This is a genomic window from Runella rosea (genome assembly GCF_003325355.1).
Taxonomy (GTDB): domain Bacteria; phylum Bacteroidota; class Bacteroidia; order Cytophagales; family Spirosomataceae; genus Runella; species Runella rosea.
This window is the reverse complement of the sequence record NZ_CP030850.1, coordinates 2,659,347-2,676,294: the sequence shown is the minus strand read 5'-3', so window position 1 is coordinate 2,676,294 and position 16,948 is coordinate 2,659,347. Positions and strand designations below refer to the sequence as shown.

Genomic DNA, 16,948 nt, shown 5'->3' with positions numbered 1-16,948 from the left:
ATTGAAATTTGTAATGAATGAAGACGCAAAGTAAGTGATAAAAGTAAAAAGAGGGGCAAGAATTCGCAATTTGCGAATCGTGAATTATTTAACGTTGTCAGAAAAAATTGGGAGTATAGGATTTAATGTAGTCGATTACTTTTTTAGAGAAATCAATGTAAACGCATATGTGTCTTCCCCAATTTTTCTTTCCCCAAACTTTGGCGAACTTTGTCGTGAGTAAAAACTGAGCCAATATGTCCGTTTTTGAAGCCAAAGCAGAGTTAGCTAAAATCCCGACTGAGCCGGGAGTATACCGTTATTTTAGCGAAGAAGAGGAGATTATTTACGTTGGGAAAGCCAAAAATCTCAAAAATCGCGTCAGTAGTTATTTTGTCAAAAACCACCCCGACCGCAAAACGAGGCGTTTGGTGAGCCAGATTCGGCGAATTGAATACACCATTGTCCACACAGAATTTGACGCGCTGTTGCTCGAAAACCAACTCATCAAGCGCTATCAGCCGCGTTTCAACATCTTGCTCCGCGACGATAAAACGTACCCTTTTATCAAGGTATTCAATGAGCCGTTTCCTCGGGTTGAGACTTCTCGACGGCTCGATAAAAAAACGGGGACTTTTTATGGGCCGTTTGCCAATGCGCGCTCCATGTACAACCTGCTCGATATGTTTCGGGAGTTGTATACGCTCCGTACCTGTAACCTCAATCTGACCCCCGAAAACATCGAGGCGGGTAAGTTTAAAGTCTGCATGGAATACCACCTTAAGCGCTGTAAAGGGCCGTGTGAGGGCCGACAGTCGCTGGAAGATTATGACCGCGAAGTGGCCTCAATTCACCAGATTTTGAAGGGGCAACTGAGCATTCCGCAAAACTATTTTAAAGAAAATATGATTGCGGCGGCCGAGAAAATGGAATTTGAAAAGGCCCATGAATGGAAAATGAAGCTTGAAACGCTGCAAAGTTTCCAATCTAAATCAACGGTTATCAACCCTAAAATCGGGAATGTGGATGTGGTGGCGATTGCGTCCGACGAAGACGCGGCCTACGTGAATTACCTTAAAATCGTGAACGGGTATATTATGGCTGCCCAGACGCTCGAAGTGAAGAAAAAACTTGACGAGCCCGACGATGAAATTCTGGCGTTGGTGCTGTTTGAAATGCGCACCACGTACGAAAGCGACGCCAAAGAAATCATTTCTAACATTGACATTACCACCGATTTTAAAGCTGAAATCACTATTCCGAAGATTGGTGATAAACGTAGCTTGCTGGAAATGGCGCTTAAAAACGTGCACTTTTTCCGAAAAGAAAAAGCGGAGCGGCAGATGATTGAATCCAGCGCCACCACCAACCGCCGCGACCGGGTGTTGATTAAGCTCAAAGCCGACCTTCAACTCAAAAGCCTGCCGCGCCATATTGAGTGTTTTGACAACTCCAACATTCAGGGTACCAACCCCGTAGCGGCGATGGTTTGTTTTAAAGAAGGCCGCCCGTCGAAGAAAGACTACCGACATTTCAGTATTAAAACCGTGATTGGACCCAACGACTTTGCGAGTATGCACGAGGTGGTGACGCGCCGTTACACGCGTCTGCTCGAAGAACAAGCCGAACTCCCTGATTTGATAGTAGTTGATGGTGGAAAAGGCCAACTCAGCGCGGCTTGCGATGCGCTCAAGGCGTTGAAACTTTACGGCAAAATCCCCATTGTGGGCATTGCCAAACGGTTGGAAGAAATCTATTTTCCGGAAGATACGCTGCCGTTGTACATCGATAAAAAATCAGAGTCATTGCGCCTTATTCAACAGATTCGCGACGAAGCACACCGTTTTGCTATCACATATCACCGCGATAAGCGGAGCCGCAGTGCGTTTGTAAGTGAGCTGGAAAATATCGAAGGGATCGGGAAGAAAACGGCTGCTAATTTGCTCAAAGAATTTCGAGGTGTAAAGGCTATTCGTGAGGCAGACGTTGAGCGAATCGCGCAGTTTGTGGGGAAAGACAAGGCCCAAAAAATCAAGGAATATTTCGCAGCAATTGAACAGTAGAGCCGCAAAACATTGCGGCTCTACGTTAATTAGCATCAGACCAAAGCCGCGACCTGTGCTTTGAGGTCGTCAAACGAAATGTCAAAATGGGAGGCGTCGTAGACGCTTTCGCCGTTGCGGATGATGAGTGCCTGCGGCGACTCGTGCTCTACCTCAAATTCTTCGGCTATTTGATTAGAAATAGGACGATACGCAATCAAATCCAAAAAATAAGGTTTTAAATCGCCTACTTCTTCGTTCTTCCAACTGCGCTCCAACCGCCCGAGCGTGGCGGAACTGATAGAACAGCGCGTGCTGTGTTTCAAAATCAAAACGGGATAATGGTGGGATTCTTTTTTGATTTCCTCCAACTGGGCACTGTCATTGAGTGGATGCCAATTCATTTATTTATGAGCGAATTAGTGATTGAGTGATTATTTTTACGGAAATAACGTAACTCATCCAAAAATTGTTCGCTTTCATCTATACCCTTGGAATTTATCTTGCGCAGGGCATTGCCAAATTAGCCGCCCTTTTTCACGCCAAAACCCGCCTGTGGGTCAAAGGGCAGGAACAGACGTGGACGTTAATTGGAGGTCACAAGCTAAAAGCTGGAGGTCAGAAGTCAGAGGTAGGAGGTAGGAAAACGGAGAATGGAGAACGGAGAACGGAGAAAGGAGGTCAGAAGTCAGAAGTTAGAAGTAGGAAATCGGAGGAAGGAGAACGGGGAATGGAGAACGGAGAACGGACAATCACCAATCACCAATCACCAACCGCGCGGCGGACCGTCACAAATCACAAATCCACCATTTGGTTTCATGCGGCTTCTTTGGGTGAGTTTGAACAGGGGCGGCCCGTGATTGAGGCGTGTCGAAAGCAATATCCCACCGCCAAAATCGTCTTGACATTTTTTTCGCCGTCGGGCTATGAAAACAAAAAAGACTACGACCAAGCGGACATTGTTTGCTACTTACCCGCCGATACTCCCGCCAATGTATCCCGTTTTCTGGATGCCGTTCAGCCCGATATGGCGCTTTTTATCAAGTACGAATTTTGGCCGAATTATCTTTTTGCACTCAAAAAGCGTAACATTCCAGCTATCTTGTTTTCGGCCATTTTTCGGCCCAATCAATTGTTTTTTAAAGGATACGGCGGTTTTTACCGAAATGTGCTTTTTTGTTTAGACCATGTTTTAGTTCAGAATCATGAATCTGAGTCTTTGCTTAAATCAATTGATTATGAGCAGGTTACGCTTGCAGGCGATACACGTTTGGACCGAGTAGTACAAATTGCCAAACAAGCCAAAACCTTTCCGCTGATTGAACAATTCAAATCCAACACGCCGCTGCTCATCGTCGGCTCCGCGTGGCCCGATGACTTAGAAGTGATTTTTTCATTCCTGAATAACTTTAACCAACCTCTCAAGGTAATTATAGCCCCGCATGAAATCAAAGCCGAACAGATTAAAAGTTGGCAAGAGAAAGTGACAACTAAATCGCTTATTTACAGTCAGTTGCTGGAACAAGGTGAAAATGAAGGACGGCAAATGGATGAAAGGAAAACGGAGAACGTAAATTTCTCACAAGGCGCTTTGGGTTCTTCTTCGCTGCTTTTTCTCGATACCGTGGGTATGCTTTCTTCTATTTACCGCTACGCTGATTTTGTGTTTGTGGGCGGCGGCTACCGCGATGGATTGCACAATACGATGGAGCCGGCGGTGTTTGGTATGCCAATTTTCTTCGGACAGCCTTACTATCAGAAGTTTCAGGAAGCACTGGATTTACTCCAACTTGGCGGCGCGCAGACCGTAGCCAATGCCGATGAGTTTATCAAAGCCTTTACAGAAGTGTATGAGAATGAGGTCTTAAAAAAGCAAAAGTCCGATATTTGCCGCGAATACGTGCAGAAAAATGCAGGTGCTACGGAGAAAGTAATGGCGGTAGTAGCCAATAAATTTGTTATGCGGTAAGCATCTAAAACCGCGACGCGGCCAACGTTAGATTTTGCAAAATGACAAGGCGGTGCTAGGCCCAATCATTGCAGCCATTGGCATAGTTGATATTCAGAATTGGATACTTCAATTCTTCGGGAAACTCCGATTGCCATGGAAAAAGACCGCTTTTAAGAGGGTAGATAATTTGAATGATGGGAAAGTCTTTGTAGTGGTTATACCACATTGCCCAACCTACATATTCTTTGTATAAATGTTTTTCAACATCAATAATTAAGCAGTTATAATTATTGATTATTTCTCCACTAAACTCACCTATTCGAAATTCTGTTCCCTGCTCATAAGCATAAGCTACATTTTCAATTAGGATATTTCTTATATCTATGGATAAACCCAAAACTAAAACTTCAGGCTTATGAAAAGTCGTAAAAAGTCCTATTGAATACGAAAATTCAATGTCCTTTTCATCTCCAGTATTAGCAACATTGATAATATGATACCCGTATTTTTCAATATCATCCAATACCTTTTGTTCTGCTTTAGTCATTTTAATAAAATCTGAGTATTAAAAATTTAGCAAAAATAATGAAACGGCTCAATCAGCGGAAATCAGCATTCCCGTCTGGATGAATGTTGGGATTCAGGATCCGCATCATCAGTGTGCCATTTTTAACGAGTGCGACAAATATTTTATAATACTGTACTACCCCTTACTATCGCCCAAATTTCAACGTGGTTCCGATTCTAAAAACGGTACGTTGGTACTTGAAATCCTGAAATACGGCCACGGCTTCTACCCTGAAAAAGGGGAAGCCCGGAATCAAACCATCCAGTCCGTAGCCGAGCTCGGTGTAGTGTGGGAGGGTAGGCGTGAGCAGGTAATGCACCATGAGGTTTTCTTTCAAGCCTGCCAAGCGCACAAAAGGAATGCGGGTCAGCAAAAGGCGACGCGACTCGTTGATGACGTGGGCTTCCAGAAAACGTTCGGAAGTACTGTATCGATAATAATTCAAGGCACGGAATTGCGCAAAAGCATCACCGTATTGTACGAATGCCTGATTGCCCATAAAGTGCTTATAATCCATAAAATACACGCTACGATTGTTGAGAAAAGTACCCGCCGAAAAAATATAATGCAGCTCGCTCCGCACGCCCGTCTGTACATCCTGCTTTAGACTCAGCTCTACCAAATCATAATCTACTACGCTGTTGGCAATGTCTGGAATTCCTTTCGAGTATTTCAAAATGACCGACGGATTCTTATTGTTTAGGTATCTTTTGCGGCCGTTGTAAATGCGGTATTGCTGGCCGGGTCGCCACGTGATTGAAAGGTCAAAAGTGAGAGCTTCGTGGGTTTCGAAGCGGTAATTCAATTCTTTAGCGGCAAATTTGTTGCTATATTCTTGGTTAAAAGGAGCATTAGGCGAAAAAGCAAATTGATTCCATCGAATCCACGGGCGGGCGTTTTCGAGGTTGATTAGCTCATAGCGGCGACCGTATTCTAGGTTTCCTTTGATGCTAAAAACGTCGGCCAAGCGAGCGTAGTTGAAAGATAATTTCCCGAAATCCTTTTCGTAAATTTTCATGAAATTATTCTCGAACCACAACGTAGAAGTCGTGTTGACGTTTGCACTGATGGGATTGTCAGCGTTAAATTGTGACACGAACCGCCCGCCCGTCAGCGAAATACCGCGCCGGCGTCCGGCCCAACCCGTGGTCATGATTCCCGAAACCGCCTCTCGGCCGAAGGCATAGCGCACGAGTGGTTTGATGTAATAGGTATTGTCGCGGTTGAATTGCCGCTTGAAATTAAAACTGCTTTCCAGCACGTAGCCGTCGACGGTATTGTAGGTGGCATTTTGGGGTTGAAAAGGCCCCTCATAGTCCAGCACCCATTTCTTGGAAAGTCGAAACGAGCGCCCCGTTAGAATGCTGATAAAATTTACTTTGGAAGAATCTCTCTTGGCTTTGGTGCTATCGGCTTTGAATTCGATTTGTTTCACAATCCGCAGACTGTCAGAGTGTTTGTAGCTTTTGGTTTCGATTTCGGTGAGCGGAATCGTGCGAATCTCATTCCAAAAAGTATCGCTGCGTTTGTTGGCCATCGAATCAATGATGATGGAATCATTACGCACTACATTGAGGTCTTCCTTTTGTTCTTTACGCTCCTGTCGTTCTTGTTTTTCGTATTCCTTCATGATCTTGCGCATCTGTTTGGTCGAAACTTCTTTTTGCTGTTTGGCCAACTCGTTGAGTTTCTTGGTGCGCAGGTCTTTTTTGGTCAGGTCGTTGGTGGGTTTTTCAAATTTTTCGTCCAATACCGTCACCGACTCCTTAAAGGCGGGATTGACGATGAGGTTTTTGTAGGTCATCGAAATAATGTACTTGAATTCACCCGAAAAACCCATCATAGAGCCACCAAACCGGAACTGCAAGTTGGTAGGCATCCATATTTGCTGCACAGGATTAAAGACTTGCTTGACGTCTACGTCGAGGCTCTGAACCGTGGTTTGGAGGTCGAGGCTGTGAATGGCCCAGGTGTTTTCGATGATATAAATCCGACCTTTAAAAACCCCCTCGCCGTAGGAGCGCGGAATGACTTTGATGCGGTTTACTTCCAAATCTCCTTCGCGAAACGAACCTTCGTATTCAAATTTATAATACCCAAAGGCCTTGGGCGAAAGCGGCGACACAGCATCGCCGACGGTAGGGTCATAGAAACTGGCCAACACAAAGGCATTGGGGCTAGGTGCGCTGTTGTCCAGGCTGTTACGGGTCGAGATAATGCGTTGTTGATAATTGTTTGGTTGTCGAAAAGTGATTTCATTCACACTTTCGTTCAGAATGGGGCGACCTTCTTCAATGCCTTCTTTTTTGAGCGCTTTTTCGGCAAAAAATGGAATTTGGGTGGCTACCCCCGTCGTTTTGATGTAAGCTCGGGCGCTGTAAGAAGCCACCTGCAAAGCATGAAAACGTGATTTTGCAATGGCCCGCCGCATGATGGTGTAGGCGGGATCTTCGCTTTTGGAGCCTATTTTTACTTCGTTGATGTTGAGTGCTTGTTCTTCGAGGGTGGCATCAAGGATTTGAAAATCGGTCGTTACCTCCACGATTTTGAGAATGGTTTTAAACCCTAAATACTGAAATATAACTTCATGCCGCCCGGGTTGCAATGTCAATTCATAACGTCCTTCGGCATTGGCCATTGTTCCCAAATTTGTGCCCTTTACGGCAATGGCGGCATAAGCCAGCGGCTCACCTTTCGTAGTTTTAACAACACCTCGAATCCCTCCCGCAAACGCAGAAGTGCCCAGTAATAGAAGCAATAATACTCGGTACAAAGTCATGGCGGGGCGATTAGCGGCGTATAAAATCCTCAAAATAATGATGTGTCATTTTAAACGCATCACTTATCCATTTAGCATTATATACGGGAAAACGATTCGTTTTGATAAAAACTTCATTAAACTTTTGCTGAACTCCTTGTGGGTTTTGGCAGTAATGGCTTGCGCTTGGGTTAAAACAAATTTAATCGAAAATACCTTTTTTTCAAGTAGGAATTATCAGCTTGCTATCATCAAACGAAAGGCAAGAGGTTTTTGGTATTTCCTGCTTACCGCGTTATTCCTCAAAAAAACCTTCTTCGTAGGCTTCACAAAAATCAAAATAATCCTGATGTACTTTGGTGGGGTAGGCTTTACAATAGAAAATTAAATCCTGCTGCCATTGCGTCTCCTGCGCAAAAGCAATGAGCTCATCGGCAATAGACGACCCCTGCCGCCCTGCACTGCGAAGGTGTCCAGAGGCGGTCAGCATGGCCATAGTCCGAATCAGGTTTTCCAGGCTCTCCATTTCTCCATCCCAATATTCAAAGTCAAATTTGTCCTGTTCGGGTTGTAATTCTTTCAGGATGTACGATTTGGTGCCGTTGGCGATGGGGTTCAGGAGGGTAGGAAGTACATTGTTTACACGCTTTTGGATTTCCGCAATACGTTGTGCTTCCGTTTCCCAAAGGGGTTGGGGCAACTGAATATGTGGACTTAAAATAGAATGCCGTGCTTCTTTGAGGTCGAGGAGATACAATTTTTCGTTGGGACTTTCTACCAACAAAACGTAGCGCTCCAGCCCCAAACTCGCCGTACCCGTGACTCGGATACCCACGTCACAGATACGTTTAAAAAAAGGGTTGGGGTGTTGTTGTTGCCACTCCATCACCATTTGCTCCACCATCGTTTTTTGTTCAGGCAAAATACTCACCACCTTTTCGTTGTCAACATTCAGCTTTCGTTCGCCATCAACTTTTACGGTGCGCTCTTTGATCAGGTCTTTTCTTCGCCGTTTTTCCAATTTTTCCATGAATGCCTGCAACATTCCTGTGGCCGTACGGCGCTCAATGTCAATGGGTTTTCCACTCAAAAGTGTTTGGGTATAACTGTTTAAAAACGACTTGACTAGCAGGTTGCATTCGGCTTCTTCCAAGTCTAGCTCTTCGGCGGCTAAGTGAATACTCACCAGCATCCGGCTCAATTCCCAAGTGGCTGGCACCTGCATAGCTTCATCAAAATCGTTCAAATCAAAATATACCAGCCGATTTTCGGCTTTGTAGGTGCCGAAATTCTGCAAATGCAAATCACCGCACCCCCATACCCGTGAGGTATCAACGGTCGAAAAGTGCTGCGCAAAATCATTATAAAACAAATGGCCCGTTGCCCGAAAAAAACGATATAAATCTCCCGTCATGCGCTCGTATTTGTGCGCCAACAACAGCGCGTTGCGGCCTGCGTTGTATTGTTTTATTTGTTCTATTGCCGTCATTGTCGTAGCTGATTCTATGGATGATTTATCTAACAAGGTCTCTGCGTAATTATTGTTTTACTCAATATTTCTCGTGTATTTCTGTTAAAATACGCTCTACTTCTCGGCGAATTTCGGCAGTTTTAACGATGTAATTATTGTTCATCATACTAAAAAGTAATACTTTACCTTTTTTAGTTTTTAAATAACCACTCAGGCAGTAAACATTTGATAGAGAGCCTGTTTTGGCAAAAACAAACGGTTCCTTCGATTTGTATTGGTTTTTGATGGTGCCAGCTTTTCCACCTACGGCCATCATCCCAAAGAGCCGCTGTTGGTCAGGGACTTTGTCATAGATTTTTTGCAATAATTTGATAATCGAACGGGGCGTAAATAAATTATAACGCGACAATCCCGAGCCATCTTCCCAAATGGGTTCATCGGGCAAATCCGTCAATAATTGTTTTTTGACGTAATCAATGCTTTGTTTGCTTTCAAAGCCGATGTTGTTGGTATCCAATTGCGAAGCGCACATCAACATCACTTGTTCGGCAAACATATTGTCGCTGACGTGCATCATGCGGCGGTAGAGCGTATCAATCGGTAATCCTTTCAAAGTGCGATACGAAATACCTGGCCGTAGCTTATGAATTAATTTCACTTCTCTTTTTAGGCTATCGGCCAATAACCGAGCATTCAATCCTGGCGAAGTTCGGTAGGGTACATCTTCTGTAAATGATTTAGTGGGCCAGCCCGTAGAAAAAAATGAGTTATTGAACTCATCGCGCGACAGTTTAAACTCATCAGACCAGCCCGCCGTGCGCAGGCTATCTTTGAAAATCCGTGGACTGACGTTGCTGTTGGTAAAACGTACCACGTTGCCATACAACGGAAGTGCAGAGAGTTCGGCCTGATAATAATCGGCATAATCACCCCACGACCAGCCTGGCCCGAGCCGCTTGCCGATGTAGTTGTGCGGGTAATAAAGCAGGTGTCCCTGCCAATTTTTTAACGCGTCAAAAACCCCGCTCGACGGCATGTCTGGGTGCAACAGGTTTGGGTCGCCTGTGCCCCAAAAAATCAGGGAGTCGCCCGTGGTGGTGTACCGTAGGGCGGGGATAGAGTCGCCCAAAAGACAAAGCCCAGCGTACAGCGTAAACAATTTGGTATTGGAAGCGGGGACAAAATAACGGTCAGATTGATACTCGGCTACGGTTTCTTGTTTTTCAAGGTCATAAAGCGCAAATCCAGCGTGGCTTTGGCGAAAAACGGGCGAATTGGCCACTAAATCACGCCATTTGTTGGTGGATTGAGGCGTTGCTACGGCTGTTTTAGGCTGTGAAGACGCACAACTACTCAGTAAAAAACAACAGTAGAAAGTAAAAAGGTAAGCGTGTAAAGAGCGCAACATGATGTGAAGGATTGTGGGTAGTTAGAAGATGAAGTTGTATAAAGGTTTAAATGATAAGAAGCATGGGTTGAGTCGGGCTTTTCGCGCAAGATACTCAAAACTTTTTCGCCAGCTGACCGTTTATACCCATAAGTTCCATTATTTTTGGCTCAAAACCCATTAAAATTAATCATTATTTGTTGCCCGTTATTTGCAAAGTTCTATTAATCAACGTATAATAACCAATAACAAAAGACCGACAACAGACAACCCGAAATTCTGATGACTTTTCAACCCTATCTGGAAGCAATTTCAAAACAAATTCAACATACTGCTTACGGCGAGGAGCCTGCCGAATTGTACGAGCCCATTCGTTATATTATGTCGTTGGGAGGCAAGCGTTTACGGCCTTTACTGACGGTTTTGTCGGCCAATCTTTTTATTAATGATTGGCAAAAAGCCCTCAAGCCAGCGATTGCCGTTGAAGTTTTTCACAATTTTACGCTCATGCACGACGACATCATGGACTGTGCGCCGCTGCGGCGCGGCAAGCCTACGGTGCATGAAAAATGGAACGCCAATACCGCTATTTTGTCGGGGGATGTGATGCTGGTCAATGCCTATGAATTGTTGTTGGATGTGGCCCCCGCACAACTGCCGCGCGTCATCCGTCGCTTCAACCGCACCGCTGCTGAAGTATGTGAAGGGCAGCAGCTAGACATGAATTTTGAAAAACGTGCTGATGTTTCTCAGGAAGAATACATTGGCATGATTCGCCTCAAAACCTCGGTTCTACTGGGCTTTGCGATGGAATTAGGGGGTATGATTGCGGGGGCTGACGAAGCAACCACCCAATTGCTCTACGACGCGGGCGTCAATATGGGGCTAGGATTTCAACTCAAAGATGACTTGTTGGATGTGTACGGCGACCCCGAAAAGTTTGGCAAACAGGTAGGAGGTGACATCATTGCCAATAAAAAAACCTTCATGCTCATCGAAGCGCTGCTGCTAGCCGAAGGAAAAACCAAAGACGATTTGAACAACTGGTTAAGTCTTGAGCAGGGCACTTACGACACATCTGACAAAGTAGCCGCTGTCACCGAAATTTATACGCAACTTGGTCTTGATACCCTCGCCCAAACGATGGCCGATGCGTATTTTTCCAAGGGTTTTGAGGCGTTGGAAAACCTCCCATTGCCAGTAGAACGTAAAAAACCGCTGATTGAATTTGCGGAGTTTTTGGTAGGACGAGAGAGCTGAGAGCCAAGGGCTGTGCATACACAGCCCTTGGCTCTCAGCAGAAGTATTATCTTAATCTTTTGACAGGACGAAAAGCCTTTACTTCGCCTATCACTTCCTCACAGTCGCCGGTAGCCTTGAGATACACCTTATTTCTCACTACCCGTGACGGTTTTGTCACATGCTGTTCCCATACTCTCACAATAGACCGGTCATCATTGTAGGAGGATACAATAGCGGTGTGGAGCGGCCCTCTTTTAGACCGTGTTCCGTTTTTTAGTTTGTACTCATGTTTATAAAATTGCAGAATATCCCCGGTTTTGATTAAGCGCTCATCAACGGGTGCTCCCCAGACATACAGGTCACCAAGACCACCTTTTTCATGGTTTTGATAACCTTTTTCGCGCAGGGCCATTTCTACAAATTCCCAACAACTGCCTTCGTCCTTTTTTTTATCAATGACTACCTTACTGCCGTTTTTAAGGCTGCCATATTGTTCCAGATCATTGGCGATGTCACAAGTTTCCATGTTTTGTTGTTTAAAGCATGATAAATGGTTTTTCAAAGTGTTTTATGGTCTTCATAATGATGAGCTGTCTGAACACTAACTCAGCATTAAACTCCTTCTATTACCAATAAATAAGATCGCCGGCTGAGTTGAAGGCTGCTTTGCAGGGAATGTTTAGGGTTCGCGTAAGAATAGCCTTTATTGCGTTTTCGATGTTGTTTTTTCGGAAAGAGCCCGCCGGAAAATTATTATTAGTGGATTGTAAATCTGTAATTTTAAAGGTAACTGAGCCATTTTGGCACTCTCTCCATAGGGCAAAGCTGAAAGTACCATCTGTATCTGTAGTATTTTTCCGCTTTAGTTTCAGGGCAAAGTCAAATCGGACATAGACTGAATTATTGTTGGGCACTATTTTAACAGCTTCAGTGTCATCCCATTCCAAGGTGCCGTTAAACAGACCACCCACTGATCCTGATTTGTAGCCTCCGCTTTCCAATTCGTCGCCCATGATTCCTTCCATCAGACGTACCAACTCCTGCGCTTTGATTTGTTGAGAAGCTATATGTATGCTCGGAGCTCCGGCATACGACCATTTTGATGTACGTAATTCATTGTAAGGAATGGTCAGCGTAGGGAGATTTTTACTGCTTTTGTCATCTTCAATCCAATGATTTTGGTACGATTTTGTAAAAAGTTCATACCCATTGACAATCAATCTAATCTTTGAAATAGCCCATCCGTCATCTCCGTGAATCCGCAGGGTTAAATGAATGATATCCTTGATTGTTTTTACTGCGGGAGTAGCGATATAATACTTTTGTACTTGCCCTTTTTCCCGGTCATCTTCGCTATGCGCCGGATAATCATTGCTGCCGCCAAAAGATAACTTGCCGAGGTCTAAGAAGAAGGTATTTTCTGTACCTCCCATATTGGGGTTGAATTCTACCGAAACCGGGCTGTCAGTGTCGCCATCATCGATGGTTGAGGTGGAGGTTTCTAAAATAATACTATAAACAGGAACGTCTTCAAAATTGGTCGGCTTTGTAAAAGTTGGAGTTGCCACCTGAGTTTTGATCGGAACCGTAGTACCATAAGTGGTTCCTTTGGCATTGATGGCATATGGGCGCAGGTAATAAGTGGTATTTTCGTCAAGCCCGGTAGAAAATGTACTGCTGAACGGTTTTGGAAAAGCTCCTGTATACTCTCCCTTTTGTGTCCTTACCCCATTGCCCGAAAGCGTCTCAATGGTTGGGTTATTTTTAACGGACAGTAAATGGCCATGTTGGGTAATGGGCAAATTGCCATCGGAATTGATAGTATTGCTAACGCTGATGGAATTATAAGTAATGGCATCTATAACCATGTTGGCGGCCAATATCGGAGCTGAAGTTGCTACCGTTTTTACTTCTATTGCAGTACCATAACCAGTGCCTTTCTCATTGGTAGCATACGAACGCACAAAGTAGGTTACTCCTTCTGACAGGTTAGTTATGGTGCTCACATATTTACTTGGAAAAGGCCCGTTGTTAGCCTTTAATTGGGTGTTAGGGCCGGTAGTTGTGGGGTTTTTATCCGTAGAAGAGTAAACGTGTCCATGTTGAATAACCACTGAACCGCCATTGTTCAAAATTGTGCCTGTTACCTTAAATGAGTTGGTTTTTATTTCTTCAACTGTAGCATTGGCTTCCATTGTCGGAACGGTTAGCTCCGCCTTGGTTTTTAGTTCCGCTGCCGGTCCATAGCCGGTTCCTTTGCTGTTGGCAGCATAAGGCCGTACATAATAAAGGGTATTGGCTTTAAGATTGATAATCGTACCTGAAAAAGAAGCCGGATAGGGACCGCCGTGAGCACCCATTTCTGTTTTGCTGTCGGCTTCCATGGTGGGTACTTTATTGGTTTCCGAATATACATAGCCATATTGCGAAATAGGGTTGCCATTATTGTCTTTGATGGAAGCGGTTAATTTAAAAGAGCCGGTGGTCACTTCTTCAACACTCGGTGCTGTTTCTAAGGTTGGTGCTTTGGTCTCTACGGAGGTTTTTGCTTCGATTGCTGAGCCGTAACCAATACCGTTGCTGTTGGTGGCATAAGAGCGTATATGGTATGTAGTGTTGGCTTTCAAGCCCGTAATAGTACCGAAAAAAGTGGCCGGAAAGGGTCCTGCATTTACTCCTAAAGTGATCTTGCTGTCGGCGTCGGTGGGTGTTTTATTCGTTTCTGAATATACATAGCCATGTTGGATGATTGAGTTTTCGCCATTGGTCTGAATGGCACTGCTTATGGCAAGGGAGTTTTCGGTGATGGCCCCCGATGTGGTTGTCCCTAACGTTGGAACAGCACTGGGAGAAGCAGGGGCTTTTTTGTCATTACAGCCATATAAAAATACCATAATGGTAAATAATAAGGCAGAAAGTTGGAGAATGATTTTCATGGATATTGGACAGTTATAAATACTTATGAATAAGGTTTTATGATGTTTTTTTCAAAGAAGTTAAGAACCCAAACACCCGCCGGGTTTGGCGGTAAATACCGCTCCGTTGGGTTTGGCATTGACCTCAAATCCCGGTTTCAATTCAATGCTTTGGGCTTCGTACCACGTTCGTGAAGTACCCATTACTTTATTGGTTGCCTCAATAGTGCCGCCATAACTTGACTGAATGATATGCAGCCCTTGGTTGTAATTGTCGTTGGGAGACAGCAGGGTATGATAGATCCAGTAACAATTGTATACCTCAACGGGTGCAGGCGGCGCAGCACACGCGGAGTTGGAGCAGGTAGCCGACAGGCGGTAAATCCCTTTTAAGGTCATTGTAGCGGGATTTCCTGTAATAGAATCCTTTAACGTAAAAATGGGACCGTTTTCATCACTGGATTCGGACTGATACACGCTCCAATGAACGGTTCCGGAAGGGCAGCCATGAAAGGTAAGTACTGCGTCGTTGTTGAGGTCGCCGCCAATAAAGGCATAACTCAAATAGTTGGAGAGAGTTAGGTTGATAGTGTCAGGCTCTGACTCACAGGCGTTGTTTTTGCAACTCACATAAATAGAAACGTTCGATGTAACAGAATAAGCAAGCGGACTGCCGGTACCGAGCAGGGTAGTGCCTTCATACCATTGTACCGTATACCCCGCCGCACAGGAAGCCGAAAGAGTTACGGCTTCGCCGGAACAAACCGCCTGAGAAGACGGCGATACTGAAGTAGGTGCAGAAGCCGAGCAGGCCGGCGCAAAGGAGGTCTGAGAGGCATAAATATCTAAACTGTTGCCGTTGCGCAGGTCAGCCCAAGAAATAATAGCCTCGCCTGAGGCATCACTGACAAGTTCGGGAGTGGTTTGCGCATTAATTGCGCTGCTAACGGGATTCCCATCCGAAATTCCCTGAATTGCTCCCGCCGCATTGACTTTCTGAGCATATATATCCGGATTGATGCCTGTATCATAATACTCGCGGGCATCCGCCCAGGCAACGATCACGCCCGCAGTACCGTCAGCAGTTAATTTGGGAAGTGTCTGGTAACCAAGTTGATTACAGATAACCAGTCCATTGGCGGCCCATTGAGCTACACCCGATGCATTGATACGCTGCAGGTAGATATCGGAAAAATAATAATTGTTGGGAGAAGCTATATGATTGCGCCGGTCCTCCCAAACCAAATAGGCCCCGCCGCTGCCATCACTGACCATATGGCTTTTTTCCTGATTATTGCCGGCATTACATACGGGAGTACCATTGGCCGTCCATTGCATTGTACCCCCTGAGTTCACTCGTTGCGCGTAAATATCATAGTTGCCGTTACGGTTGTCGTCCCAGGCAATGATGGCTCCGTTGAAACCATCGGTAACTATTTTGGGAAGATATTGTCCGTTTGCTGCTTCACAAACAGGCACTCCGTTGGCAGGCCATTGTACGTCACCGTCTGTATCGACTCTCTGGGTATAGATATCCGTGACGGTGGTGCCGCTGCGACTGTCTACCCAAGTAATGATGGCGCCGCCACTGTTGTCGGAAACGAGTTGAGGACTAAGCTGTGATAATCCGGCTGCAGCAATGGGCACACCATTGGCAGGCCACGGCGTCGGCACTGTACCGTCTGCATTAATCCGCTGAGCATAAATATCGGGGCCGTTTGGCGGGAAGATTCCGCCGCGATTATCTTCCCAAGTGATGATGGCCCCACCACTACCATCGCTGACCAATTGAGGGAAATTTTGAGTATTTGTTGCTGCCGAAACGGCTATTCCATTGGCTGTCCACTGCACTGCCCCGCTCGCATTAATGCGTTGTGCATAGATATCGCCATCGCGTTGCCAAGTGATGATCGCTCCATTATCGCCATCGGAAGTAAGTTGAGGGTAGAGGTCGTTACCGGAGTAATTGCTGATGGCTACACCGTTCACCGGCCATTGCACCACTCCGTTGGCGTTGATTCGCTGGGCGTACAGATCCGTATTCGTCGTATTGGTATTACGGTCATCTTCCCAGACAATGATAGCGCCTCCGCTGCCGTCAGGGATCATTTTTTGGTTTTTCTGTGAGAAATTTGCGGCGGTTATTATATTGTTGGTGGGGTTGGAGTTCCACTGAGCGCGTGCCATTGTTGAAATGAAAATCACCTCGAAAAGCAGTAAAAGTAATTTTTTCATCAGTTGTGTTTTTTATAAAATGATATGGTTGGAGAAACTTTTGCGGGTATTCATCGGGATTTATTGCCTCGCCACCATGTTTTTACGCCGGGCAATCGACGTCGTGAGATAGGCAGCGTAAGGCCGCAGGATAGTTGAAGGTGCTTTTGGCGTACGTTGATGGTTTTGATAAACCGTAGGTTGACCGTTGCCCCTTTGTTGATTCTGCTGAAATCGTCGTTGGGCAATTGAGCTTCTATGAGTTGCAGTGTTTTGCTGAAAATCATTTTCCCGCCGTTGCAAAAGTGGATATAGGTGTAGTTGCGGTCACCTTCCAACCACATGATATCGTCTTTGGGTAATTGCCTTACCAAGTCGAGAATGGGGCTGTTGATAAATGGAAGTGGATTCATGCGTTAAC

General features: G+C 45.3%; 12 protein-coding genes. 3 read left to right on the top strand and 9 right to left on the bottom strand.

What is annotated here, in order from left to right:
* The first annotated feature begins 236 nt into the window (after positions 1-236).
* On the top strand, positions 237-2,042 hold the full coding sequence (gene uvrC / locus DR864_RS11320; RefSeq protein WP_114067077.1) for an excinuclease ABC subunit UvrC: 1,806 nt from the start codon (positions 237-239) through the stop codon (positions 2,040-2,042).
* 35 nt (positions 2,043-2,077) lie between these two features.
* On the opposite strand, the gene ytxJ is transcribed toward uvrC, so the two are convergent.
* Positions 2,078-2,425: a bacillithiol system redox-active protein YtxJ gene (ytxJ, locus tag DR864_RS11315; protein WP_114067076.1), complete on the bottom strand. Its 348-nt coding sequence runs from the start codon at positions 2,423-2,425 to the stop codon at positions 2,078-2,080.
* A 65-nt stretch (positions 2,426-2,490) separates the two neighbouring features.
* Here ytxJ and DR864_RS11310 point away from each other — a divergent pair, with 65 nt between their 5' ends.
* Positions 2,491-3,990: a 3-deoxy-D-manno-octulosonic acid transferase gene (locus tag DR864_RS11310; RefSeq protein WP_114067075.1), complete on the top strand. Its 1,500-nt coding sequence runs from the start codon at positions 2,491-2,493 to the stop codon at positions 3,988-3,990.
* 55 nt (positions 3,991-4,045) lie between these two features.
* Here DR864_RS11310 and DR864_RS11305 read toward each other — a convergent pair whose 3' ends face one another.
* The 4 genes from DR864_RS11305 to DR864_RS11290 form a co-directional block, all read right to left on the bottom strand.
* Positions 4,046-4,519: a DUF4262 domain-containing protein gene (locus DR864_RS11305; RefSeq protein ID WP_114067074.1), complete on the bottom strand. Its 474-nt coding sequence runs from the start codon at positions 4,517-4,519 to the stop codon at positions 4,046-4,048.
* A 166-nt stretch (positions 4,520-4,685) separates the two neighbouring features.
* Positions 4,686-7,352, bottom strand: a complete 2,667-nt coding sequence (locus DR864_RS11300; protein ID WP_162793726.1) for a DUF5686 and carboxypeptidase regulatory-like domain-containing protein — start codon at positions 7,350-7,352, stop codon at positions 4,686-4,688.
* A 241-nt stretch (positions 7,353-7,593) separates the two neighbouring features.
* Positions 7,594-8,787 carry a DUF2252 domain-containing protein gene (locus tag DR864_RS11295; RefSeq protein WP_114067072.1) on the bottom strand — a complete coding sequence of 398 codons (1,194 nt, stop codon included), beginning with the start codon at positions 8,785-8,787 and terminating at the stop codon, positions 7,594-7,596.
* Between the two features lie 61 nt (positions 8,788-8,848).
* Positions 8,849-10,177: a D-alanyl-D-alanine carboxypeptidase/D-alanyl-D-alanine-endopeptidase gene (locus tag DR864_RS11290; RefSeq protein WP_114067071.1), complete on the bottom strand. Its 1,329-nt coding sequence runs from the start codon at positions 10,175-10,177 to the stop codon at positions 8,849-8,851.
* Between the two features lie 261 nt (positions 10,178-10,438).
* Here DR864_RS11290 and DR864_RS11285 point away from each other — a divergent pair, with 261 nt between their 5' ends.
* Complete coding sequence (locus DR864_RS11285) at positions 10,439-11,416, top strand: polyprenyl synthetase family protein (protein ID WP_114067070.1); 978 nt, start codon at positions 10,439-10,441, stop codon at positions 11,414-11,416.
* Between the two features lie 46 nt (positions 11,417-11,462).
* On the opposite strand, the gene DR864_RS11280 is transcribed toward DR864_RS11285, so the two are convergent.
* From DR864_RS11280 to DR864_RS11265, 4 genes are all read right to left on the bottom strand, one after another.
* Positions 11,463-11,924 carry a hypothetical protein gene (locus DR864_RS11280; protein WP_114067069.1) on the bottom strand — a complete coding sequence of 154 codons (462 nt, stop codon included), beginning with the start codon at positions 11,922-11,924 and terminating at the stop codon, positions 11,463-11,465.
* 100 nt (positions 11,925-12,024) lie between these two features.
* The gene (locus tag DR864_RS11275; protein WP_114067068.1) at positions 12,025-14,334 is read right to left on the bottom strand and encodes a phage tail protein; all 2,310 of its coding nucleotides are present in this window, start codon (positions 14,332-14,334) and stop codon (positions 12,025-12,027) included.
* Positions 14,335-14,394: 60 nt separating this feature from the next.
* Positions 14,395-16,548, bottom strand: a complete 2,154-nt coding sequence (locus DR864_RS11270) for a 3-coathanger stack domain-containing protein (RefSeq protein WP_114067067.1) — start codon at positions 16,546-16,548, stop codon at positions 14,395-14,397.
* A 50-nt stretch (positions 16,549-16,598) separates the two neighbouring features.
* On the bottom strand, positions 16,599-16,940 hold the full coding sequence (locus tag DR864_RS11265) for a LytR/AlgR family response regulator transcription factor (protein ID WP_114067066.1): 342 nt from the start codon (positions 16,938-16,940) through the stop codon (positions 16,599-16,601).
* Between the last annotated feature and the right edge of the window lie 8 nt (positions 16,941-16,948).